Consider the following 23,026-nt stretch of genomic DNA (forward strand, 5'->3'; position numbering starts at 1 on the left):
TGATCCTCCTCACCTCACGCTCTCACGCCGATGTCCACTCTTCCCGCCCCGACTTTCGATGACGTCGCCGACGCCGCCCGGCGCATCGAAGGATTCGCCCATCGCACGCCCGTCCTGACTTCCCGCACCGCCGACGCCATCGCGGGCGCGTCGCTCTTCTTCAAGTGCGAGAACTTCCAGCGCATGGGCGCGTTCAAGTTCCGCGGCGCCTACAACGCGCTCTCTCATTTCGACGACCGCCAGCGCGCAGCGGGCGTCATCACGTACTCGTCGGGGAATCATGCGCAGGCGATCGCGCTGTCCGCGAAGCTCGCCGGCATCCGCGCGACGATCGTCATGCCGGAAGACGCGCCCGCCGCGAAGATGGAGGCGACGCGCGGCTACGGCGGCGAAGTGATCACCTACGACCGCTACACGCAAAATCGCGAGGAAATCGGCCGCAAGCTCGCCGAGGAACGCGGCATGACGCTGATTCCGCCCTACGACCATCCGCATGTGATCGCGGGGCAGGGCACGGCGGCGAAGGAACTGATCGAGGAAACCGGTCCGCTCGATTATCTGTTCGTGTGTCTGGGCGGCGGCGGGCTCATCGGCGGATGCGCGCTCGCGGCGGCGGCGTTGTCGCCGGACTGCAAGGTGATCGGCGTCGAGCCGGAGGCGGGCAACGACGCGCAGCAATCGCTCGCTCGCGGCGAAATCGTGCATATCGACGTGCCGCGCACGATCGCCGATGGCGCCGCTTCGACGCACGTCGGCGAATACAACTTTCCGATCATCCAGCGTCACGTGGACCGGATCGTCACCGTGAGCGATGCGCAATTGATCGACACGCTGCGCTTCTTCGCGCAGCGCATGAAGATGGTCGTCGAGCCGACCGGCTGCCTCGCGGCGGCCGCCGTGCTGCAGAAGGTCGTGCCGGTCGAAGGCAAGCGCGTCGGCGTGATCGTGTCGGGCGGCAACGTCGATTTGCCGAAGCTGTCGCAGTATCTCGCGTGATGGCGGATCGTCACGACGCTGCGTTGACGATCAGATCGCGGTAGCCGTTCACGATCACGCTGTACGCGAAGTACGCGAACAGCACGGCGGACATCACGTGGCACGCGCGCAGGAGCTGCGTGCCGGCGCGCTTTCGGCCGTGGCTCGCGAGCGTGCAGATGAAGATCGTCCAGCCGAGCCCGCCGCAGAAGAAGCCGATCAGAAACACCGACGCGCTGACGGGACTCGTCGCGCCGGCCTTGGCGATGAGCGCGCCGCCGACCGCCGCAAACCACAATATCGCGCTCGGCGACGACACCGCGAGCAGGCATCCGCGCACGAAGCTTTGCCAATGCTTCGGGCGCGGCACGGTGAGATCCGCTTCGCCTTCGACGGGCGGCGCCGACGCCGGATTGAGCGCTTCACGCGCCATCTTCCAGGTGAGAAAGAGCAGCACGACGGCGCCGCCGATCCACACGACCCAGCGCACGGCGGAGAACTGCAAGAGCGCGGACATGCCCGCGAGCGCGAGCGCCGCGTAGAACAGATCGCCGAAGCACGTGCCGAGGCCGAGCACCATCCCCGGCTTGAATCCGTGCGACAGCGCGAGCGAAATGATCGCGACGTTGGCGATCCCGATATCCAGACACAACGACAGCGACAGAAAGAACCCGTCCGACAGCAACGACCACGAATGCATGTTGTTATTGATGGTTGTGAAGCGTGAAGCTGACATCGAGACGGCCGGTCGGCACGTTCATCGTGTTGCGTGTGGGCGGATTACGGAAGGCGGCGAGCGCATCGCGCTGTGCTTGCGTGCCGATGCCGAGCGCATCGAGCAGATGGACGACGACCGCGTTCACCACGGCCGTATTGCCGTCCTCGACTTTCACCGCGATGCCGATCGGACCTGTCTCGCGGCGCACGCCGATCGCGTAACTCGCGTCCGCGCCGGTCTTGGCGACGAGCGCGCCGCCGAACGCCTGCATCAGTAGCGTGCAGAAGCGGCCTTCGCCCGCGACGAGTTCCGGATGCGACGTCATCGCGCGATGGATGCGTGCGAGCGGCGAGCCGTCCGACGCGGCGGCGATGTTCATATAGAGCCGCGCGAGACGTTCGAGCGGGAAGGCCGGCGTCGGCAGATTGCAGCCGTCGATGGCCCATTGCACTTCGTCATCGGCGAGATCGACGGCGCGCGCCACCGTGCGCTTCACATGCGCCTGCAGCGGATGACCGGGCAAGTGGTAATCGGCGAGTGGCGCGTTCATCGCGCGCGCGCCCGCGAGCATGCCGGCGTGCTTGCCGGAGCAATTGCTGCAGACGGCGGTCGGCGTGAAATCGCGCCGGATCCAGTCCTTGTACACGGCGTCTGAAATCGGCGGATGGCCGCCGCAGCGCAGATCGCTTTCGCTCGCGTTCGACTTCGCGAGCATCGCGAGCGCGCGCTCGATATGACGCGGCTCGCTGCTGTGCGATCCGCACATCAGCGCGAGGTCCTCGTCGGTGAAGCCGAAGCGTTCGAGCGCGCCCGTTTCGATGACGGCGAGCGCCTGCGCGGGCTTTGCGGCCGAGCGCGGCAGCGTCACGCGGCGCGGATCGCCGAACGAATGGATGAGGCGGCCATCGGCATCGACGACCGCGACATGCGCCGCGTGCGTGTTCTCGATGACATCGCCTCGATAGAGCGTGGCCGCGATCGTCATTTGTCGAGTCCGAGTTCGGTCCAGAGCGTATCGACGCGGCGCTTCACGGCTTCGTCCATGACGATCGGGCGGCCCCATTCGCGATTCGTTTCGCCGGGCCACTTGTTGGTCGCGTCGAGTCCCATCTTCGAGCCGAGACCCGCAACCGGCGACGCGAAATCGAGATAATCGATCGGCGTGCTGTCGACCATCACGGTGTCGCGCGTCGGATCGACCCGCGTCGTGATCGCCCAGATCACTTCCTTCCAGTCGCGCACGTTCACGTCTTCATCCACGACGACGATGAACTTCGTATACATGAATTGCCGCAGGAAGCTCCAGACGCCGAACATCACGCGCTTCGCGTGGCCGGGATAGCTCTTCTTCATCTGCACGATCGCCATGCGATAGCTGCAGCCCTCCGGCGGCAGATAGAAATCGGTGATCTCGGTGAACTGCTTCTGCAACAGCGGCACGAAGACTTCGTTCAGCGCGACGCCGAGCACGGCAGGCTCGTCCGGCGGTTTGCCTGTGTAGGTGGAATGGAACAGCGCGTCGCGGCGCATCGTGATCTTCTCGACGGTGAAGACCGGAAACCATTCCTGCTCGTTGTAATAGCCGGTGTGATCGCCGTACGGGCCTTCGAGCGCGTGCTCGTATTTCGCCGACGCCCCCGCCGACGGACGCGGCGGCGCGCCTGCGGGCGCAGGCGGCGGCGCGCCGTCTTGCGGATAGATGAAACCTTCGAGCACGATTTCCGCGCGTGCCGGCACCTGCAATGTATCGACGCCCGGCGTCAGGCATTTGGCGAGTTCGGTGCGCGATCCGCGCAGGAGACCAGCGAACTGATATTCGGACAACGAATCGGGCACGGGCGTCACTGCGCCGAGAATCGTCGCGGGATCGGCGCCGAGCACGACCGCCACGGGATACGGCTTGCCGGGATTCGCGAGCGCAAACTCACGGAAATCGAGCGCGCCGCCGCGATGCGCGAGCCAGCGCATGATGAGCTTGTTGCGCCCGATCAGCTGTTGCCGATAGATGCCGAGATTCTGACGCGGCTTGTTCGGCCCGCGCGTGACGGTGAGGCCCCAGGTGAGCAGCGGACCGGCGTCGCCGGGCCAGCATGTCTGGATCGGCAGCCGATTGAGATCGACGTCGTTGCCTTCCCACACGATTTCCTGACAGGGCGGCGCGCTGACCGACTTCGGCGCCATGTCCCACACGGCCTTCGCGAGCGAGAGCAGCTTGCCGGCATCCTTCAGGCCCTTCGGCGGCTCGGGCTCCTTGAGCGCGGAAAGCAGCCTGCCGACATCGCGCAACGAACTCAGCGCGGCGACGTCGCTGCCGAGACTCACATCGGAACCGCTTTGCGCGTCCGTCTCGATGCCCATGCCGAGCGCGACGCGCCGCGTCGTGCCGAACAGGTTCGCGAGCACGGGCATCGTGTGACCGGTGGGCGCTTCGAACAGCAGCGCCGGTCCGCCCGCGCGCAACACGCGATCGGAGACTTCGGTGATTTCGAGAACGGGAGAGACGGGCTGCCGAATGCGGCGGAGTTCACCGAGCGCTTCAAGGCGGGCGGTGAAGTCGCGCAGATCTTTGTATTTCATCGATGGTCGGAAGTGGACTCGAAGGCGCCCGGAGGCAGAACTCGCCGGGCGGGACGGCTGCGCGCTAAGCGATTGTCGATTTTACCTGCGTCGGCGTCCGTGCGTTGGGCGACATTCAGCGAAAACCGCTTGGAATCGCCCGGGAGACGTGGTTTTCGGCTGCTGAACACCGTTCAATATAACTGTAAGTAATTGAAACCAAAGTCTATAGCATTGACGGATCATTAAACCCTGTTAGAATCGCTTGGCATCCGTTGCAGGTTTTGAAACTTTTTACCTTAGCCTCAGGTCTGTCAGACGCCAATGCGTCGCCTGCGCCGCTCCTGCCCGGCGATTCATGGCTGTTGGTTGTCATTGCCGGCGTTTCACACGCCGGTTTTTCGCGTGGAAAGCCACGTGCGCGTTCAGGGCATGCAGTTCGTGCCGCGCAACCCGGCGGATTTTTGCCGGATCGGCTTTTCAGACGGCGCTTGCCGTATCCCCGATGCCGCTGACGCTTACCGAGAGTGAGCGGTGTCTGATTTGTCTTTCGAGTACGTGCTTCATTCGTATTCATCTGCGCAAATCATGCAACATTGGGAGTATCGATGAATGCTTCGGTTTGGTGGGGTTCCGACTCCCGCGCCGCGCAGGTTGTGCGCGTAGCGCTACGTCGCGGACGCCGTTTGAGTCACCATCTCTTCGCCGTGGTCGGTTGCGCGGCCGTTGTCAGTGCGCTCGCGCTCTGGCTGGCGCCTTCCTGGCGCACGACGTTCGCCGCAAAGATCATGCCGTTCGTGTCGGCCGCGGTCCAGGCCGGTCCGGCGCGTTTGCTCGCCGGCCAGCCCCTGCCGCCGTTCTCGGCGGTGCATCGCGCGCCCGGCGACGCCGCGCTGCCCGTGAACGTGGGCGCTAACACGGCGGCGCCCCAAATTGCCAAGGCGCCGGCCGCCGTGACCCCGTCGCTCGGCGCGGCGGCCAGCGACGACGCCAGCACCCGTCAGCTCACCGGCGGCATTAGCCTGGCCGTGTCGCCCAACGGGCTCGATCCGCGCACGATGCCGTCCGTCGGGATGCTGGCGAACCTGATTCCTGCGCAACGCGTCGTCGCGGATGCGCGCGATGACCGCGTGCTCGTCTCGGCGCGTGAGCAGAAGCTCGTCGCGAATTTCATCGCGCGTCGCTATCGCGTGGCGCAAGAGCCGGTCACGGAACTCGTGCGCGCCGCGTTCGATACGGGTCGCGAAGTCGGCCTCGATCCGCTGCTGCTGCTTTCGGTGATGGCGATCGAATCGGGCTTCAATCCGTATGCGGAAAGCGGCGTCGGCGCGCAGGGCCTCATGCAGGTCATGTCGAAGGTGCATTCCGACAAATTCGAGTACTTCGGCGGCTCGCACGCGGCGCTCGATCCGCTCGCGAACATCAAGGTCGGCGCGCTCGTGCTGAAGGATTGCATCGCGCGCGGCGGCTCGGTGGCGGGCGGCTTGCGCTACTACGTCGGCTCGACGACGCAGGACGACGGCGGTTACGGCGCGAAGGTGCTGGCCGAGCGCTCGCGTCTGCGCGATGTCGCGCGTGGCCGCAATGTGCCGATCAACGCGCCGCAGGCGCCGGTCCAGGCCGCGCCGAAGCAGGTTCTCGCCTCGACGTCCGCGGACAAACGCGTTCACGCGACGATCGAATCGCCGAAGAAATCGCAGGACGATGGCGACGTGGACACGAAGCACGTCGCATCGGCGGAGCTGGGCGCGTAAGGCTTTCGGCAGACGTAAAAAGGAAAGGGCACCCGCGGGTGCCCTTTTTTGTTGCGCGTGCCGTCGCGATTATCGACGGAACAGCGTGCCCAGTCGCTGGACCGCTTCTTCCAGCTTCGCCTGCGACGTCGCATACGACAGCCGGATGTAGCGCTGCGGCGCGTGAAAACCGAAATCCGCGCCCGGCACGAGCACGACGCCCGCGTCGTGGAGCATCGAATGCGTGAGCGCATCGCTGTCGCCGGCGGCGGGGTGGCGGACCGTCGTCGTGTCGGCGTAGACGTAGAACGCGCCGTCCGGCACGACCGGCACGCCGAAACCGAGCGAGCGCAGCGCCGGCACGATGTAATCGCGACGCCGCTTGAACTCCAGTCGCCGTGCTTCGTAGATCGCGATCGTCCCCGGCTCGAAGCACGCGAGCGCCGCATGCTGCGCGAGCGCCGACGCGCAGATGAACAGATTCTGCGACAGCTTTTCGACCGCGCTGACCATCGCGTGCGGCACGACGAGCCAGCCGAGCCGCCAGCCGGTCATGTTGAAGTACTTCGAGAAGCTGTTCACGGTGACGACGTCGTCGCCGAAGGAGAGCGCGGACACGGGTTTCGCGTCGTAACTCAGGCCCTGGTAAATCTCGTCGACGATCGTGAAGCCGCCGCGCGCGCGCACCGTGTCGACGATGCGCCGCAGTTCGTTCGGCTCGATCGACGTGCCCGTCGGATTCGACGGCGACGCGAGCAGCACGCCGCGCGTCTTCTCGCTCCAGTTCTCCTCGACATGCTCGGCCGTCAACTGGAAGCGCTCGGCCGGGCCGCTCGCGATGAGCACCGGCTTGCCATCCGCCGCCGACACGAAATGCCGGTTGCACGGATAGCAGGGATCGGGCATCAGGACTTCGTCGCCGTTATCGACGAGCGCCATGCACGCCAGCAGCAGCGCCGCCGACGCGCCCGCCGTCACGACGATCCGCTCGGGGTCGACGGCCAGGCCGAAGGTATCGCGATAATGCTGCGAAATCGCCTCGCGCAGCGCGTGGATGCCGAGCGCGTTGGTGTACTGCGTCACGCCGCGCTTCAGGGCATCGGCGGCGGCGTTCGTGACCGGCTCCGGCGCGGTGAAATCCGGCTCGCCGATGCTCATGTGGATGATGTCGCGGCCCGCGCGCTCAAGCGCCTGCGCCTCTTTCATCAGCTCCATCACGTAGAACGGCTCGATTGCGTCGACGCGCGACGCCAGCCGCACGAGCGGTTCGGCTGTCTGGTTCATTTACGCTCCGCGGCCGCGCGCCTGCGCTTCGGTGGGCCGCATCACGACGGCGAGCTTGTCCAGCACGCCATTGACGTACTTGTAGCCGTCCGAGCCGCCGAAAGTTTTCGTCAACTCGACTGCTTCGTTGATGACGACGCGATACGGCACGTCGATGTGATGCTTGAACTCGAACGCGGCAACCAGCAGCACCGCGCGCTCGACCGGCGACAGTTGCTCGATCGGACGATCGAGGCACGGCTGCAACTCGGCCGACAGCGCGTCGGATTCCTTGATCACGCCGTGCAGGATCGCATCGAGATGATCCTTGTCGGCCTTGTCGAAACCTTGAGAATTGCGCAACTGCGCGTCGATTTCGCCGGCGGGCGCGCCCGACAGCAACCACTGGTAAAGCCCTTGCGTCGCGAGTTCGCGCGAACGGCGTCGTGCGCTCTTCATGCGCGGTCCTCGTCTTCTTCGTCTTCGTCTTCATCGTCGCCGCCGAGCTGCTCGAGCGCGACGGACAGATTCGCCATTTCGACCGCCACGCGCGCGGCGTCGCGACCCTTTTCGGTCATGCGGGCGACGGCTTGCTCGTCGTTCTCGGTCGTCAGCACGGCGTTCGCAACCGGAATGCCGAAGTCGAGCGCGATGCGCGAGATGCCCGAGCCGCTTTCGTTCGACACGAGCTCGAAGTGATACGTCTCGCCGCGCACGACGGCGCCGAGCGCGATCAGCGCGTCGAACTGGCCGGATTCCGCGAGCTTTTGCAGCGCGAGCGGAATTTCGAGCGCGCCGGGCACCGTGACGAGCAGCACGTCCTGGCCGATCGCGCCGAGGCGTTCCAGCTCCTCGATGCAGGCGTCGGCGAGGCCGTTGCACACCGGTTCGTTGAAGCGCGACTGCACGATGCCGATGCGCAGGCCGTCACCGTCGAGGTTCGGCTGGTATTGTCCGATTTCCATGAATGATTTCCGTTGGTTCAGATTGGGTTTGGCGTTCAGGCCGAGCGCAACTGCGTGATGCTCGTATCGGCGGGCGCGGCGGTGGCGGGGCAGCCGGGCATCGGCACGAAGCCTGTCACTTCCAGGCCGTAGCCCGACATGCTGCCGAGCTTGCGCGGATTCGCGAGCACTTCCATCTTGCCGACGCCGATATCGCGCAGAATTTGCGCGCCGATGCCGTAGGTCTTGAAGTCGATCGGGCGGCGCTTGAGTTCCGCCGCCTTGTCCTTCTGGTCGAACGCGCGGAACACGTCGACGAGATGTTCCTTCGTGTCGCCGCAATTGAGCATGACGATCGCGCCGAGATCGCGCGCGGCGATTTCCTTCATCGCGGCGTCGATGGTCCAAGAGTGCGTCGACGAGTCGATTTCGAGCAGATCCAGCACGGAGAGCGGTTCGTGCACGCGCACCGGCGTGTCGCGATCCGGACGCGGCGTGCCGCGCACGAGCGCGATGTGCGGCGAACCGGTGGGCTCGTCGCGATACAGCAGCGCGCGGAACGGACCGTGCGCGGTCTGCATCGTCCGCTCGCAGACTTTCTCGATGATCGATTCGGTGCGGCTGCGGTAGTGGATCAGATCGGCGATGGTGCCGATCATGATGCCGTGCTGCTGGCCGAACTCGATGAGGTCGGGCAGACGCGCCATTTCGCCGTCGTCCTTGATGATCTCGCAGATCACCGCGGCGGGCGTGAGACCCGCGAGCGCGGTCAGGTCGCAGCCGGCTTCCGTATGGCCCGCACGCACGAGCACGCCGCCCGGCTGCGCCATGATCGGGAAGACGTGGCCCGGCTGAACGATGTGCTCGGCGCGCGCATCGTGCGCGACGGCCGCGGCGATGGTTTTCGCGCGGTCGGCGGCCGAGATGCCGGTCGTCACGCCCTCGGCGGCTTCGATGCTCACCGTGAACGCCGTGCCGTACTGCGTGCCGTTGCGATGCGTCATGAGCGGCAGGTTCAACTGCTTGCAGCGTTCCTGCGTGAGCGTGAGGCAAATGAGGCCGCGGCCGTGCTTCGCCATGAAGTTGATCGCTTCGGGCGTGACGAATTCTGCGGCGACGACGAGATCGCCTTCATTCTCGCGGTCTTCTTCGTCGACGAGGATCACCATCCGGCCGGCTTTCAGTTCAGCGATGATCTCAGGAGTGGAGGCGAGCGACATGATGACGTCCCGAGCGGGCTCTGATTTGGGGAAAGCGCGTATTTTACGCCACGGCTGGTGGAGCGTCGGGGAAATCGACTCTCTTCGAGAGGTGGAGGTTTCCTAAGCCATTCGGACGAATGGCGCGACGGGCAAGCGTTCGGGAAACCGTCCTCACTGTAACTTTAAAGCGGATGGGTTTTGTACAATGTTGTGTACATTAAACTTAATGGGGCCGAACATGGCTTATAGGGCAAGGGACATCATTCCGCTCTCTCAGGCGCGTGCAAATCTCTCTGAACTCGTCGACGAGGTTCGCGGCGGCAATGAAAAGATCATCACGAAGAACGGAGAAAGCTATGCCGCGTTGATCAGCGCGGAAAAGCTCGAAGCGTTCTACCGCATGGAGAGGTCCCGCATTCATCTGGTGCTGCTGAACGACGCGTTGACCGCTCTGAAGAGCCTCGACAAGAACGAAACGGAAGATGCCGACGAGTACTTCATCCGTCTGAAAGCGCGTCTGGGAGCGCCGCGAACCGATGACGGAGAGTCGGACCGTGAATGATGAACGCAAGCGCGCGACCATCCGAATCTCGAGCGAATTCAATGCCCGACTTACGGATATCGAGCGCTACTGGAACCGCGTTGACCGGCCTGAAAGCTTCCTTCGGCTAGTCGAGGCGATCGAAAAGAAGGTCGTGCCGGTGCTTCGGCGCTTTCCGGCTCTTGGACGACGCCTTCTCAATTCGAAGCCGGATACGGTCGATGCTTTGCTGACGATCGAGGAGATCGTGGACGTCACGAAGTCGGGCGCGCCTCATCAAGGCGAGCTACACGAACATCTGTTCGATGACTACGTGCTGCTCTATCTGTTGTCCGGTGACACGATCACTTTCTTGTCGCTCCGGCGCATGAAAGAGACTTCCTCCGAATTCAGGGATCTGTGGGGTCCGGAGCGCTAGGTCAGGACAACGCGAGCATTCACCCCGCACTCATCATCCGCTCCACATACCGCGCGATCAGATCGATCTCCAGATTGACCTTCGCGCCTTTGGCAAGCGCCTTGAGCGTCGTCACTTCGACGGTATGCGGAATCAGATTGATGGAAAACTCGCAGCCGTCGGCGCTGTCGCTGACGGAATTCACCGTGAGGCTCACCCCGTTCACCGTCACCGAGCCCTTGTAAGCCAGATACTTGCCGATATCCTTCGGCGCCACGATGCGCAATTCGTGCGATTCGCCCACCGGCTCGAACTTCGACACGACGCCCAGCCCATCGACGTGACCGGATACGAGGTGCCCGCCAAGCCGGTCGTGCGCGCGCAACGCCTTTTCCAGATTCACGCCGGCGCCCGCATCGCCGAGTCCGACGGTCTTGTTGAGACTCTCGCGCGACACTTCGACGTCGAACGTGCCGGCCGATTTCTCGACAACCGTCATGCACGCGCCCTGAATCGCGATGCTGTCGCCGAGCTCGACGTCGGCGAGATCGAGATCGCCCGCGGCGACCGTCAGACGCACGCCCGCTTCCGGCTCGGCACCGAGCGGCGTGACTTTTTCGATTCGGCCCACGGCCGCGACAATTCCTGTGAACATCGGTCGGATTCCTCGATTCGGTGCTGGGTCAGCTCGCCACGTTGGCTTCGGCAAAACGCGCAAGTATGCGCAGATCGTCGCCGAGCCGGTCGATGCGATGAAATTTCAGATGCGGCCGCGCATCCAGCGTGTCGGGCGGCGCGAAGTCGAACATGCCGGGCGCGCTGCCGAGCAGGCTCGGCGCGAGATAGATCAGCAGTTCGTCGACGCAGCCTTCGCGCAGCAGCGAGCCGTTCAGCTTGTGGCCCGCTTCGACATGCAATTCGTTGATTCCGCGATCGGCGAGCGCCGTGAGCATCGCGGGCAGATCGACCTTGCCGTACTCGTTCGACAGCTCGATCAGATCCGCGCCTTTCTCGCGCAACGCGTCGATGCGCGCCGGATCGGCGTCGGCGGAATGGAAAATCCAGGGCGGCGCGCCGTCGAGGATGCGCGCGTGCATCGGCACATCCAGCCGGCTGTCGATCAGCACGCGTTGCGGCTGGCGCGGCGTGTCGACCGCGCGCACGGTCAGTTGCGGATCGTCCTCGCGCACCGTGCCGATTCCCGTGAGAATCGCGCAGGCGCGGGCGCGCCACGCGTGGCCGTCGGCGCGCGCGTCTTCGCCCGTGATCCACTGACTCTCGCCCGTCGGCAAACCGGTACGGCCGTCCAGCGTGGCCGCAACCTTCATTCGCACCCACGGACGGCGGCGCGTCATACGCGACACGAAGCCGATGTTCATCTCGTGCGCCTCGTTCGCGAGCAGTCCGCAACGCACGTCGATGCCGGCGTCGCGCAGCATCGTCAAGCCGCGGCCGGACACCGACGGGTTCGGATCTTCCATCGCGGCGATTACTTTCTCGACGCGCGCATCGATGAGCGCATGCGCGCACGGCGGCGTGCGGCCGAAGTGACTGCACGGTTCCAGCGACACATACGCGGTCGCGCCGCGCGGATCCTTGCCGCGCGAACGGGCGTCCTTCAGCGCCTGCACTTCGGCGTGATCCTGGCCGGCCGGCTGCGTGTAGCCCATGCCGATCACTTCGCCGTTCTTGACGAGTACGCAGCCGACGCGCGGATTCGGCGTCGTCGTGTACATGCCCTTCGAGGCGAGCGCGAGCGCGCGCTCCATGTGCGTGAAGTCGGTTTGCGAGAACATCGGCGCGGCCCGGAAACGTCAGGCGGCGAGCGACGCGAACGCGCCGCGCGCCGCGTCGATCGTCGCGTCGATGATCGCGTCGTCGTGCGCGCTCGACACGAAGCCCGCTTCGAACGCGGACGGCGCGAAGTACACGCCGGCATCGAGCATCGCGTGAAAGAACGCATTGAAGCGCCTCGTGTCGCCTTGCTGGATCTGCGCGAAGCTGCCCGGCACGCTGTCCATGAAATACAGGCCGAACATGCCGCCGATCGAATCGGCGGAGAAGGGCACCTTCGCGTCGCGGGCGGCGCCGGTGAGGCCGTCGACGAGCTTGCGCGTCTGCTTGGCGAGATCGTCGTAGAAACCGGGACGCTGGATCAGTTGCAGCGTCTTCAGGCCCGCGGCCACCGCGATCGGATTGCCCGACAGCGTGCCCGCCTGATAGACGCCGCCGAGCGGCGCGAGATGAGCCATGATGTCGCGGCGTCCACCGAACGCGGCCGCCGGCATGCCGCCGCCGATGACCTTGCCGAGACAGGTGAGATCGGGCTTGATGCCGTAGACCTGCTGCGCGCCGCCGAGCGCCACGCGAAAGCCGCACATGACTTCGTCGAAGATCAGCACGGAGCCGTATTCGTTGCAGCGTTCGCGCAGCGCGTTGAGAAACTCGGGCGTCGCGCGCACGAGATTCATGTTGCCCGCGACCGGCTCGACGATCACCGACGCGATTTCCGGCCCGAACGCCTTGAACGCCTCGTTCAATTGCTCGACGTTGTTGTACTCGAGCACGGTCGTGTGCTTCGCGATGTCGGCGGGCACGCCGGCGGAAGTGGGATTCCCGAACGTGAGCAGACCGGAGCCGGCTTTGACGAGCAGGCTGTCCGCGTGCCCGTGATAGCAACCTTCGAACTTGACGATGCGGCTGCGGCTCGTGAAGCCGCGCGCGAGGCGCAATGCGCTCATCGTCGCTTCGGTGCCGGATGACACCATCCGCACCTGTTCGATCGACGGCACGAGCTTGCAGATTTCCTCGGCGATTTCGATTTCGGCTTCGGTCGGCGCGCCGAACGAGAAGCCGTTCGCGAGCACGCGTTGTACGGCGCCGAGCACTTCCGGATGGACATGGCCGAGAATCATCGGGCCCCACGAGCCGATGTAGTCGATATAGCGCTTGCCATCCGCATCCCAGAAATACGCGCCTTCTGCGCGCTCGATGAAGCGCGGCGTGCCGCCGACCGAGCGGAACGCCCGCACCGGCGAGTTCACGCCGCCGGGAATGGTTCGCTGCGCGCGTTCGAAGAGAGCTTGATTCTTGGACATGGATGGAAGCCTGCACTGAAAAGTGGATGCGGGAGTCGCGAGGACACGCGCCCGGCTGCCGCTGCAACGTCTGCACGGCGCGCGAAACGCGCCGTCCGGCGCGAAAAACGATGCTGAAATTGTACCGGAGTCGTTGCAATGCAACCGTGTCCGGCTAGGGTCGCATCGAGCGCCGTCCGGTGCGTGCGGCCCACAGTTTTTCCAGCGCGCCCTCGGCGATCGGCTTGATGAGCGTGCCGGACATCTGCGCGTCCCACGTCTGCACGGAGAACGGATGCGCGCGCAATTCGTCGCGCGTGACGACGACCTGCTCGCGCGCATCGACGAGCCAGTCATAAACGAAGTCGATGCACAGCCGATAGCCGCGCTTGGCTCCGGCATCCGGCACTTCGTACGGCGCGCGCGTCACCCAGCCCGACGCGAACACGCCCCTGGGTTCCTGCGACACGCGATGCACGAAGACCCGGTCGCCCGGCAAGAGTCCGCGCGCGGTGCCGCAGCCCCATACGTCGGCAACGGCATCGCCTGCGGCGACGCGCCGCGCGAACTCGGGCAAGTCGGGCCACGGCCATTTCTTTGGGCTCCAGATCAGCAGAAAGGCGGTCATGGGTTCGGTCGGACGAGAAGAGAGCGATGAGCTTAACGCAGCGTCGCGACCGGGGCCGGATCGCGGCAAGGGCTCGCGTACAATGTTTGCTCCTTGCGCGGTAAGGATGCCGCGCGGCCTCAACGCTTCCCCGTCTCCCGAACCCCATGTCCGACACCACCCGGCGCCGGCCCGATGGCCGTTTGATCCTTCTGCTCGGCGCGCTCGCCGCGTGCGGCCCGCTGTCGATCGACATGTATCTGCCGAGCCTGCCGTCGCTCGCCGCCGCGTTCGGCACGAGCCCGGCCGCCGCGCAAAGCACGCTGACGAGCTTCATGTTCGGCTTCTCGTTCGGCATGCTGCTCTACGGTCCGATGTCCGACGCCTATGGCCGCCGCCCCGTCCTGCTCGGCGGCATCGCGCTGTACGCGCTCGCGAGCATCGGCTGCGCGGCGGCGTTTTCCATCGACGCGCTCGTCTTCGTGCGCTTCCTGCAGGCGCTCGGCGCGGGCGCGGCGTCGGTGCTCGCGCGCGCGATCGCCCGCGACGCCCACGCGCCGACCGACGCGGCACGCGTCCTGTCGATGCTGTCCATCGTCACGTCGATCGGACCGTTGCTCGCGCCGCTGATCGGCGGGCAATTGCTGCTGCTGGGCAGCTGGCGCGTCGTGTTCGTCGCGCTGACGCTCTTCGGCGTGACATGCGCGGTGACGGCGTATCTGCGGGTGCCGGAGACATGGCCTAAGGAAAGGCGCGCGAGCGCGGCGGTCGGCAAATCGTTCGCCGCTTACGGGCATCTGCTGACCGATCCCGTCACCTGGGGCCACATGATGTGCGGCGGCATGGCTTTCGCGTCGATGTTCGCGTACATCACCGCCACGCCGTTCGTCTATATCGATTACTTCCACGTCAGGCCGCAGTATTACGGGCTGCTGTTCGGCCTGAACATCGTCGGCATCATCGCGGGGAATGTGCTCAACACGAAGTTCGTCGGCCGCGTCGGCGCGATGAAGATGATTTCGGCTGCATCGTTCGTGAGCGTCGCGGCGGCGCTCGCGGTCGCGTTCGTGGCGCTGACGGGCTTGGGCGGCCTGTGGTCGATCGTCGTGACGCTGTTCTTCGTGGTCGGCGTGGTCGGACTGCTGTCGGCCAATTGCACGACCGAGCTGATGCATCGGTATCCGCACAACGCGGGCGCGGCCGCCGCGGTTTTCGGCGCGATGCAGCTCGCGCTCGGCGCGCTCGCGAGTCTCGCCGTCGGCTTGTTTCACGATGTTTCGCCGCATGGCATGGGCATCGTGATAGGCGTGTGCGGCGTGCTGACATTCGCCGGGCGCACGCTGGTGCTGCGCTCGCACGCGGCGCCCGTGAAGGTCTGAACGGCGCGCAGAAACAAAAAAGCCTCGCTATGTGGCGAGGCTCAACATTTGATGCTCGTTTTTGCGGTCTCGAATCAGATGTGCCTGGGTCAAAGGTGCTTCCTGGGTCGATCGCAGTTGTTTGTCGATTCGGTAACTTACTGGGTCAAAGTTGTTTACCGGCTCGCTTCGGTCGCAGGGGCAATAGGCATGTTCTCCAGATGAGCGATCAGTGGTGCCTGGGTCAAAGGTGCTTCCTGATCGGGTTCGTGTCGATTCGGTTATTCCTCGTTGCCGTTTCAGCCTTGTCGACGAAGCTGGACTGCATCAAGGAATGAGACGAGTGTAGGCCGTCGTCGAACGACGACATATCGAAGGAATTCGAATCGGTGGGCAAGGCCGCGTGACGGCCGAAACGCGCTGTTGCGCGCCGTGAAACCGATGTTCGCCTAAACTGCGCGCGCGAGCGTCGGCATGGGCGGCGCGAGAGGAGTGCCGCGCGCCGCGAGCGCGGACAGCGTGGCCTCGTTGACATCGGAGATCACGCAGAGCGCGACGATCTCATGCAGGTTCGACGTGACGAAGGCGCGTTCGCCGGCGGCGGCGAACGCATCGGGGTCGAGCGTGAAGCGTGTCGGCGGGATCGGTATCGGCATAACTCGGGAAGCGCATTCGAAGGGTCCAGATCCTGCAGACTGCGTTCGCGCTTCTCGATAGGCATCGACTGAAACGTCCCCGCGTGCTGCTATTCGAGCGGGCCGATCGTTGCCGCGAGAAACGTGAAGGCCGCGGCTTCCGCCTGCGCGACCGCTCCGGGTTCGACGCCCGCGCCGTGCCCGCCGTCGCCGGTCTCCTGATACCAGACGTCGGCGTGGCCTTGCGCCTGCATCTTCGCGGCCATCTTGCGCGCGTGGCCGGGATGCACGCGGTCGTCGCTCGTCGATGACGTGAACAGCGCCGGCGGATACGTCACGTCGGCCTTCACGTTCTGATACGGCGAATACGCCATCAGATGATGAAGATCGCCGGCGTCGTCGGGATCGCCGTATTCGTCGATCCACGATGCGCCTTGCAACAGCAAGTGAAAGCGCGCCATATCGAGCAGCGGCACTTCGGACAGCACGGCGCCGAAAAGCTCGGGCCGTTGGACCATGCACGCGCCGGTGAGCAGGCCGCCGTTGCTGCCGCCCCGAATGGCGAGCTTCTTCGGCGTCGTGACGCCGCTATCGACGAGCGCTTGCGCCACCGCGGTGAAATCATCGAACGAAATTTGACGGTTCTCGCGCAATGCCGCCTGATGCCACGCCGGGCCGAACTCGCCGCCGCCACGGATATTCGCGACCGCGTACAGCCCGCCGCGTTCGAGCCACGCGATGCCCGTGGTTGCGTCGTAGCCGGGGTCGAGCGCGACTTCGAAGCCGCCGTAGCCGTAGAGCAGGCAAGGGCGCGGTTCGGCGGTGGTCTCGATGTCTCTTCCGATCAGCCAGTAAGGAATGCGCTCGCCGTCCGGCGCGATCGCGTGGCGGCGCACGGCGGCGAGACCGGTTGCGTCGAATTGCGCGGGAAGGCGCGCGAGCAGTCGCCAGGGCGCGTCGCTGGCGAGATCGGCGTGATAGAGCGACGGCGGCAACAGAAAATGCTCGACGTGGATGAGCACGGTGTCGTCGCGTTCGCTGTCGATCGAATCGACCCATGACTGGCTCGCTTCCGGCAGCGCGAATTCGCGCGCCTGCCATGCGTCATCGGGATTCGCGTCCGGGCGCAGCAGCGTGACGCGCGGCGTGCCGTCATCCATCTGCGAAACGATGAGGAACTGCTTCGTGAAGTCGATGCCCGCGAGGACGAGGCGTTCCGACGGCGTGAAAAGCGCCGTGAACCGGCGCGAGCCGGCGAGAAACGCGTCGCGGCGGATGACGGTCAGCGTGCCGGGCGCGTAGCGGCGCCCGCCCGCGTTCCAGAACTTGCGCGGCGTGACGAAGAGCCAGCCGTTCCAGTGCTCGATTTCCGCGTGCGACGGCAGATCGTACTGGCGCCATTCGTTGGCGGTTTCGTCGAGCCAGTAGTTGAGCGTGTCGTAGAACGTGACCGCGCGCGACGCGAGATGCAGCTTCTCGATCGGATCGTAGTCCACGCCCGCCGACACGTCGCGCCGATTGCCTTCGAACACGACGGGCGCATCCGCGAGCGGCGTGCCGCGCTTCCAGCGACGCGCCTGCCGTGGAAATCCGGATGTCGTCAGCGCGGGGCTCGGGTTCGTCTTGCTGTCGTCCCAGCCGACGTACACGGTGTCGCGATCGATCCACGAGATGTCGTGCTTGCCGACATCGGGCAATGCGAAGCCATCCGCGACGAACGTTTTCGACGCGATCTCGAACTCGCGCACCATGCACGCGTCCGAGCCGCCCGGCGACAGGCTCACGAGCGCGCGATCGTAGTCGGGATAGAGCATGTCGAAGTCGGCGAGGGCCCAGCGTGTGTCGCCCACCGCGTCGGTGTTCAGGTCGAGCGCGTCGACGTCGAGGATCGTTTCCCATGCGGGCTTGCCTTCGAGCCACGCAGACCACGGCGTGCGGCGTACGATGCCGAGCGGATGCGCGTCGTCCTGCCATGTGTTGTAGCCCCAGTCGCCGTAACGCGAACAGGCGACGATGCGGTCTTTCGACGTGTACGCCTTTTCGAGCCGGCCGGCGAGGGCGCGCGCGTCGGGCGTGTTGCCGAACGCGGCTTCGGTGCGGCGGTTCTGGGCGTCGATCCACGACTGCACGCGGGCGTCGTCGAGCGCTTCGAGGCCGATGAAGGGATCGGGGCCGTCGGAGGGCGGCCAGGCGAGTTCGGGATTCTGATCGAGGATGGTCATGCGGAATCGGAGCTTCGAAAGGCAAAACGCCGATTGTGCCTGTTATGGCGGCGCAATGAAAAAGCCGCGCATCAGCGCGGCTTTCAACTTCAACGACCAGGCAGACTCAAGCCAGCCGCTCTTCCGTCTGCGGATCGAACAGCACGGCCTTCGACACATCGAACAGCAGGGTCATGTTCGTCATCGGCTGCGGATTGCTCGCAGGGTGCACGCGCGACACGACGCGCTTGCCGTTCACCTGCGCGAACACGAGCGTGTCCGGGCCGGTCGGCTCGATCACGTCGACGCGCACGTCGACCGGCTGCAGGCTCGCATCCGACACATCGTGCGCGCTGCGCGAATCGGTGATGCGCTCCGGACGCAGGCCCAGAATCACATCCTGCCCGACCTTGCTGCGCAAACGACCCGCATCGAACGGCAGATTCAGCACCTTCTGCGTGACGCCCGTATCGAGTTGCAAACCGACGCCCGAACCCGACTCGACGAGCTTGCCCGTGATGAAGTTCATCGGCGGCGCGCCGATAAAGCCCGCGACGAACAGATTCGACGGCGAATCGTAAATCTCCTGCGGCGCGCCGAACTGCTGCACGATGCCGTCCTTCATCACCGCGATGCGATCGCCGAGCGTCATCGCTTCGATCTGATCGTGCGTCACGTAGACGATCGTCGTGCCGAGGCGCTGATGCAAGAGCTTGATCTCCGAACGCATTTCGATGCGCAGCTTCGCGTCGAGGTTCGAAAGCGGCTCGTCGAACAGGAACATCACCGGATCGCGTGCGAGCGCGCGGCCCATCGCGACGCGCTGACGCTGCCCGCCCGACAGTTGCCCCGGCTTGCGATCGAGCAGATGACCGATCTGCAGCGTCTCCGACACGCGATCGACGATCTTCTTCTGCTCGTCCTTCGGCACCTTGCGAATGTTGAGACCGAACGAGATGTTGTCGCGCACGCTCATCGAAGGGTAGAGCGCGTAGGACTGGAACACCATCGCGATATCGCGGTCCTTCGGCGAGAGGTCGTTGACCGTCTTGCCGTCGATCATGATGTCGCCACGGGTCACGGTCTCCAGACCCGCGATCATGTTCAGCAGGGTCGACTTGCCGCAGCCCGAGCCGCCGACGAGGATCAGGAACTGACCGTCCTCGATATCGATATTGACGCCCTTGAGAACCGGCACCCCGTTCGGGTAGGTCTTGTACACGTCACGGATGGAAAGGCTTGCCATGTGAATCCTCTATCTCTCGATACTGCTCGTTTAACCCTTCACCGCGCCGGCCGTCAGCCCGCGCACGAAATAACGTCCCGCGATCATGTAGACGAGGATCGTCGGCAATGCGGCGATGATCGCGCCGGCCATGTCGACGTTGTATTCCTTCACGCCCGTCGATGTGTTCACGAGGTTGTTCAGCGCCACCGTGATCGGCATGGAATCCACGCCCGAAAACACGATACCGAACAGGAAGTCGTTCCAGATCTGCGTGAATTGCCAGATCAGGCACACCATGAAGATCGGCAGCGACACCGGCAGCAGAATCTTCGTGAAAATGGTGAAGAAACCCGCGCCGTCGATGCGCGCCGCCTTCACGAGCTCGGCCGGAATGCTCACGTAGAAGTTGCGGAAGAACATCGTCGTGAACGCGATACCGTAGATCACATGCACGAGCACGAGGCCGGTCGTCGTGTTCGAAAGGCCGAGAAAGCCCTGCAGACGCGCCATGGGAAGAAGGATCGCCTGGAAGGGGATGAAGCAGCCGACGAGCAGCATCGTGAAGATGGCGTCCGCGCCGCGGAAGCGCCAGTGCGTGAGCACGTAGCCGTTGAACGCGCCGATGAACGACGAGATCAGCACGGCGGGGATCACCATGCGGACCGAGTTCATGAAGAACGGCTCCATGCCGTCGCAGCGCACGCCGGTACACGCTTCCTGCCACGCTTTGACCCACGGCGCGAACGTGAAGTGCGTCGGCGGCGTGAGCAGATTGCCCGTGCGAAGCTGGTCGAGATCCTTGAACGACGTCGACAGCATCACGTAGATCGGGAACAGGAAGTAGAGCGCGAAAAGTATGAGCACCGCGTAGATGACGGCGCGGCTCAGGGTCATCTTAGGCTGCATTGCGGGTGCTCCTCGATTCGAGATACATGAGCGGCACGAGCACGGCGACGACGGTGGCGAGCATCATCATCGACGATGCGGCGCCCACGCCCAGTTGCCCGCGATTGAACGAGAACGTGTACATGAAGATTGCCGGCAGCGACGACGACGTGCCCGGACCGCCCGCCGTCAACGCGACGACGAGGTCGAAGGTCTTGATCGTGATGTGGCAGAGGATCAGCAGCACGGAGAAGAACACCGGGCGCATGCTCGGAATCACGATCTTGCGGTAGATGGTCGGCAGCGTCGCGCCATCGACTTGCGCGGCCTTGAAAATTTCGCCGTCGACGCCGCGCAGACCGGCGAGGAAGAGCGCCATCACGAAGCCCGTCGATTGCCACACCGCGGCGATCACGACGCAGAAAATCGCCTTGTCCGGGTCGCCGAGCCAGTTGAACGAGAAACTCGTCCAGCCCCAGTCATGAAACACTTTCTCCAGACCGAGGCCGGGATTCAGAATCCACTGCCACGCGGTGCCGGTCACGATGAACGAAAGCGCCATCGGATAGAGGAAGACCGCGCGCAATGCACCTTCGTTGCGGATCTTCTGGTCGAGAAGGATCGCAAGGAAAAGGCCGAGGAACACGCAAATCCCGATGAACGGAATGCCGAACCAGCCGAGGTTGGCGGCGGAAGTCCACCAGACATCGTTGGCGAAAAGCTGTTTGTAGCGGTCGAAGCCCGCGAAATCGTAGCGCGGCATGAGCCGCGATTCGGAAAGCGACAGATACCCGGTAATGGCGATGAAGCCGTACACGAAAACGAGCGCGATCACGACGCTGGGAGCGAGCACCAGCTTCGGAATCATGCGATCGGCGAGCGCCGCCGTCGGTGACGCGCGACGGGGCGGGTTTTGCGGTTTCTTGTCCGCGGCGATGGAGGCAGTCACGACTCGACTCCTGGAAGATGCGCCGGCGCTTTTCGTGCGTTTAGGTGCACTGACTGGCGCTTCTGTGGCGAATGCCTGCTGGCGCTGAAATGTTGCGACGTTACAGATGCAGTCCTGCTCTGTCTTGCCCCGCCCGGCGCATGCCTTTCGCACACGCGCCGGGCGGATGCGGCCTTACTTCGTCTTGGCGGCGTTCGCGAGTGCGGCAACCGCGCTCTTCGAATCCTGCGACGAATTCATGAACTTCGTCACGACGTCGGTCATCGCGCCGGCGACGGCATCGCCCTGAGCCATGCCGTGCGCGAGCGACGGAACATAGCCGCCCGATTTGATCGCCGTCTGTTCATCAGCGTAGGACTTCTTCGCGCAGTCGTCGAACTTATCCATCGGGACGCCGAGACGCACCGGGATCGACCCCTTGTTCAGACTGAACTGCTCCTGGAATTCCGGCGTCATGATGGTCTTCGCGAGCGCGAGCTGGCCCGGCGTCGCGGCCTTCTGGCCCTTCTGCTGGAAGAACACGAACGAGTCGACGTTGAACGTGTAGGCCTTCTCCGTGCCCGGCACCGGCGCGCACACGTAGTCCGTGCCCGCCTTCTTGCCGGCGCCGGCGAATTCGCCCTTCGCCCAGTCGCCCATGAACTGCATGCCGGCCTTGCCGTTGATGACCATCGCGGTCGCGAGGTTCCAGTCGCGGCCCGTGCGGCCGCTATCGAAGTAGCCCTGGATCTTGCGGACCGTGTCGAAGACCTGAACCATCTTGTCCGAGGTCAAGGTCTTCTGATCGAGATCGACGATCGCCTTCTTGTAGAAGTCCGCGCCCTGCGACAGCACGACGTCTTCCCACAGCGTCAGGTCCTGCCACGGCTGGCCGCCCATCGCGATCGGCATGATGCCCGCGGCCTTCATCTTGTCGGCGACCTGGAAGAACTCGTTCCAGTTGGTCGGGACCTTGCCGCCCGCCTTGTCGAGCGCGGCCTTGTTGATGTACAGCCAGTTCACGCGATGCACCGAGAAGGGCGCGGCGACGTAGTGGCCGTCGGCGTGGATGATCTTGTCGATTTCCGGCGGCAGGTTCTTTTTCCAGTCGCCCGCGACGGAATCGATCGGCACGAGGACGCCTTGCTCGGCCCATTCCTGGATCAGCGGACCCTTGATCTGCGCCGCCGACGGCGCGTTGCCCGAGATGACCTGCGTCTTCAGCGCGGTCATCGCGGCCGCGCCCGCACCGCCCGCGACAGCGAAGTCCTTCCAGGTGTAACCCTGCTTCGTCATGTCGTCCTTGAGCACGCCGACAGCCTTGGATTCGCCGCCGGACGTCCACCAGTGCAACACGGAAACGGCCTCGGCAGCCTGAACCGCCGACGCCGTCGCGCCGCACAGAAGACCTGCGGCGCACAGCGCGCCCATGAGCTTACGGACTTTCATTGTTTATCTCCTCCAGACACCTGACAAGAAACGATTGGCTCCCGATGCAGCCAGAAGCATGGCTAAGAAGCGGTGGTCGAAAAAACGGCGAAACTGGATGGCCGGGGATCGGCGGTGTCGGCGGGGATGCGGCAGGCGCGAGTCACGACGGACGCGACGTGCCGGGCCGGCAGACCGATAGTCGGCCGCACGGCGCTCAAGAGATGAGTGGGTTGAATCGCAACGGCTGTCTCCTCTTTTGATTTTTACCCGTTCGTTCGAGCGTTGCCCCGAAAGACGCACTCGACGGCGAGGCGCGAGGCCTGAACGATCGTGAGCCGCAAGGGGCG

22 protein-coding genes are annotated in these 23,026 nt (G+C 64.7%); 5 read left to right on the plus strand and 17 right to left on the minus strand.

All coding sequences use genetic code 11. The annotated features are described in order from the left end of the window. The first annotated feature begins 30 nt into the window (after positions 1-30). Positions 31-996 (plus strand): threo-3-hydroxy-L-aspartate ammonia-lyase, encoded by a 966-nt coding sequence (locus tag NCR93_RS04030; RefSeq protein WP_175981788.1) that lies wholly within the window; start codon positions 31-33, stop codon positions 994-996. Between the two features lie 10 nt (positions 997-1,006). On the opposite strand, the gene NCR93_RS04035 is transcribed toward NCR93_RS04030, so the two are convergent. Genes NCR93_RS04035 through NCR93_RS04045 form a run of 3 tightly spaced genes read right to left on the minus strand, consistent with a single transcriptional unit; the run spans position 1,007 to position 4,270 of the window. Then, complete coding sequence (locus NCR93_RS04035) at positions 1,007-1,675, minus strand: LysE family translocator (protein ID WP_008350875.1); 669 nt, start codon at positions 1,673-1,675, stop codon at positions 1,007-1,009. 4 nt (positions 1,676-1,679) lie between these two features. Continuing rightward, positions 1,680-2,678, minus strand: coding sequence for an asparaginase (locus NCR93_RS04040; protein ID WP_175981791.1), 999 nt, complete (start codon positions 2,676-2,678; stop codon positions 1,680-1,682). Beyond that, a complete protein-coding gene (locus NCR93_RS04045; RefSeq protein ID WP_175981793.1) occupies positions 2,675-4,270 on the minus strand; it encodes a UbiD family decarboxylase in 1,596 nt (531 codons plus the stop codon). Before NCR93_RS04045 ends, NCR93_RS04040 begins: the two co-directional genes overlap by 4 nt. A 587-nt stretch (positions 4,271-4,857) precedes the next feature. Here NCR93_RS04045 and NCR93_RS04050 point away from each other — a divergent pair. Beyond that, complete coding sequence (locus NCR93_RS04050) at positions 4,858-6,003, plus strand: lytic transglycosylase domain-containing protein (RefSeq protein ID WP_175981794.1); 1,146 nt, start codon at positions 4,858-4,860, stop codon at positions 6,001-6,003. 69 nt (positions 6,004-6,072) lie between these two features. Here NCR93_RS04050 and NCR93_RS04055 read toward each other — a convergent pair whose 3' ends face one another. The 4 genes from NCR93_RS04055 to ribBA are packed head-to-tail and all read right to left on the minus strand — an operon-like array spanning position 6,073 to position 9,409. Next, positions 6,073-7,266 (minus strand): pyridoxal phosphate-dependent aminotransferase, encoded by a 1,194-nt coding sequence (locus tag NCR93_RS04055; protein WP_175981797.1) that lies wholly within the window; start codon positions 7,264-7,266, stop codon positions 6,073-6,075. Then, positions 7,267-7,704: a transcription antitermination factor NusB gene (gene nusB, locus NCR93_RS04060; protein WP_008350865.1), complete on the minus strand. Its 438-nt coding sequence runs from the start codon at positions 7,702-7,704 to the stop codon at positions 7,267-7,269. Then, positions 7,701-8,210: a 6,7-dimethyl-8-ribityllumazine synthase gene (gene ribH, locus NCR93_RS04065; RefSeq protein ID WP_175981799.1), complete on the minus strand. Its 510-nt coding sequence runs from the start codon at positions 8,208-8,210 to the stop codon at positions 7,701-7,703. The genes nusB and ribH overlap by 4 nt, the downstream gene beginning before the upstream one ends. A 35-nt stretch (positions 8,211-8,245) precedes the next feature. Next, positions 8,246-9,409 carry a bifunctional 3,4-dihydroxy-2-butanone-4-phosphate synthase/GTP cyclohydrolase II gene (gene ribBA / locus NCR93_RS04070; RefSeq protein WP_033536677.1) on the minus strand — a complete coding sequence of 388 codons (1,164 nt, stop codon included), beginning with the start codon at positions 9,407-9,409 and terminating at the stop codon, positions 8,246-8,248. A gap of 208 nt (positions 9,410-9,617) precedes the next feature. Between ribBA and NCR93_RS04075 the strand changes: the two genes are divergently transcribed. Then, entirely contained in the window at positions 9,618-9,953 is a 336-nt protein-coding gene (locus tag NCR93_RS04075) for a type II toxin-antitoxin system Phd/YefM family antitoxin (protein ID WP_372492571.1), read from the plus strand. Then, the gene (locus NCR93_RS04080) at positions 9,946-10,350 is read left to right on the plus strand and encodes a hypothetical protein (RefSeq protein WP_008350857.1); all 405 of its coding nucleotides are present in this window, start codon (positions 9,946-9,948) and stop codon (positions 10,348-10,350) included. Before NCR93_RS04075 ends, NCR93_RS04080 begins: the two co-directional genes overlap by 8 nt. A gap of 19 nt (positions 10,351-10,369) precedes the next feature. On the opposite strand, the gene NCR93_RS04085 is transcribed toward NCR93_RS04080, so the two are convergent. The 4 genes from NCR93_RS04085 to NCR93_RS04100 form a co-directional block, all read right to left on the minus strand. Further along, entirely contained in the window at positions 10,370-10,984 is a 615-nt protein-coding gene (locus NCR93_RS04085; RefSeq protein ID WP_175981801.1) for a riboflavin synthase, read from the minus strand. A 28-nt stretch (positions 10,985-11,012) separates the two neighbouring features. Further along, positions 11,013-12,125, minus strand: coding sequence for a bifunctional diaminohydroxyphosphoribosylaminopyrimidine deaminase/5-amino-6-(5-phosphoribosylamino)uracil reductase RibD (ribD, locus tag NCR93_RS04090; RefSeq protein ID WP_034471322.1), 1,113 nt, complete (start codon positions 12,123-12,125; stop codon positions 11,013-11,015). 18 nt (positions 12,126-12,143) lie between these two features. Next, positions 12,144-13,427, minus strand: a complete 1,284-nt coding sequence (gene hemL / locus NCR93_RS04095; RefSeq protein ID WP_175981803.1) for a glutamate-1-semialdehyde 2,1-aminomutase — start codon at positions 13,425-13,427, stop codon at positions 12,144-12,146. A gap of 154 nt (positions 13,428-13,581) precedes the next feature. Next, the gene (locus tag NCR93_RS04100) at positions 13,582-14,034 is read right to left on the minus strand and encodes a hypothetical protein (protein WP_008350847.1); all 453 of its coding nucleotides are present in this window, start codon (positions 14,032-14,034) and stop codon (positions 13,582-13,584) included. A 146-nt stretch (positions 14,035-14,180) separates the two neighbouring features. Here NCR93_RS04100 and NCR93_RS04105 point away from each other — a divergent pair, with 146 nt between their 5' ends. Further along, positions 14,181-15,392 (plus strand): Bcr/CflA family multidrug efflux MFS transporter, encoded by a 1,212-nt coding sequence (locus NCR93_RS04105; protein ID WP_008350845.1) that lies wholly within the window; start codon positions 14,181-14,183, stop codon positions 15,390-15,392. 428 nt (positions 15,393-15,820) lie between these two features. Here NCR93_RS04105 and NCR93_RS04110 read toward each other — a convergent pair whose 3' ends face one another. The 6 genes from NCR93_RS04110 to NCR93_RS04135 form a co-directional block, all read right to left on the minus strand. Further along, entirely contained in the window at positions 15,821-16,027 is a 207-nt protein-coding gene (locus NCR93_RS04110; RefSeq protein ID WP_175981805.1) for a hypothetical protein, read from the minus strand. 89 nt (positions 16,028-16,116) lie between these two features. After that, complete coding sequence (locus NCR93_RS04115; protein WP_034471316.1) at positions 16,117-18,228, minus strand: prolyl oligopeptidase family serine peptidase; 2,112 nt, start codon at positions 18,226-18,228, stop codon at positions 16,117-16,119. 106 nt (positions 18,229-18,334) lie between these two features. Further along, on the minus strand, positions 18,335-19,453 hold the full coding sequence (locus NCR93_RS04120) for an ABC transporter ATP-binding protein (protein WP_008350840.1): 1,119 nt from the start codon (positions 19,451-19,453) through the stop codon (positions 18,335-18,337). A gap of 30 nt (positions 19,454-19,483) precedes the next feature. Continuing rightward, a complete protein-coding gene (locus NCR93_RS04125; protein WP_008350838.1) occupies positions 19,484-20,341 on the minus strand; it encodes a carbohydrate ABC transporter permease in 858 nt (285 codons plus the stop codon). Then, complete coding sequence (locus NCR93_RS04130; RefSeq protein ID WP_235366287.1) at positions 20,331-21,188, minus strand: carbohydrate ABC transporter permease; 858 nt, start codon at positions 21,186-21,188, stop codon at positions 20,331-20,333. Before NCR93_RS04130 ends, NCR93_RS04125 begins: the two co-directional genes overlap by 11 nt. 255 nt (positions 21,189-21,443) lie before the next feature. Next, positions 21,444-22,697 carry an ABC transporter substrate-binding protein gene (locus tag NCR93_RS04135; protein WP_008350833.1) on the minus strand — a complete coding sequence of 418 codons (1,254 nt, stop codon included), beginning with the start codon at positions 22,695-22,697 and terminating at the stop codon, positions 21,444-21,446. Positions 22,698-23,026: the final 329 nt, after the last annotated feature.

Source organism: Caballeronia sp. ATUFL_F1_KS39, assembly GCF_023630985.1.
GTDB classification, from domain to species: Bacteria; Pseudomonadota; Gammaproteobacteria; order Burkholderiales; family Burkholderiaceae; genus Caballeronia; species Caballeronia zhejiangensis.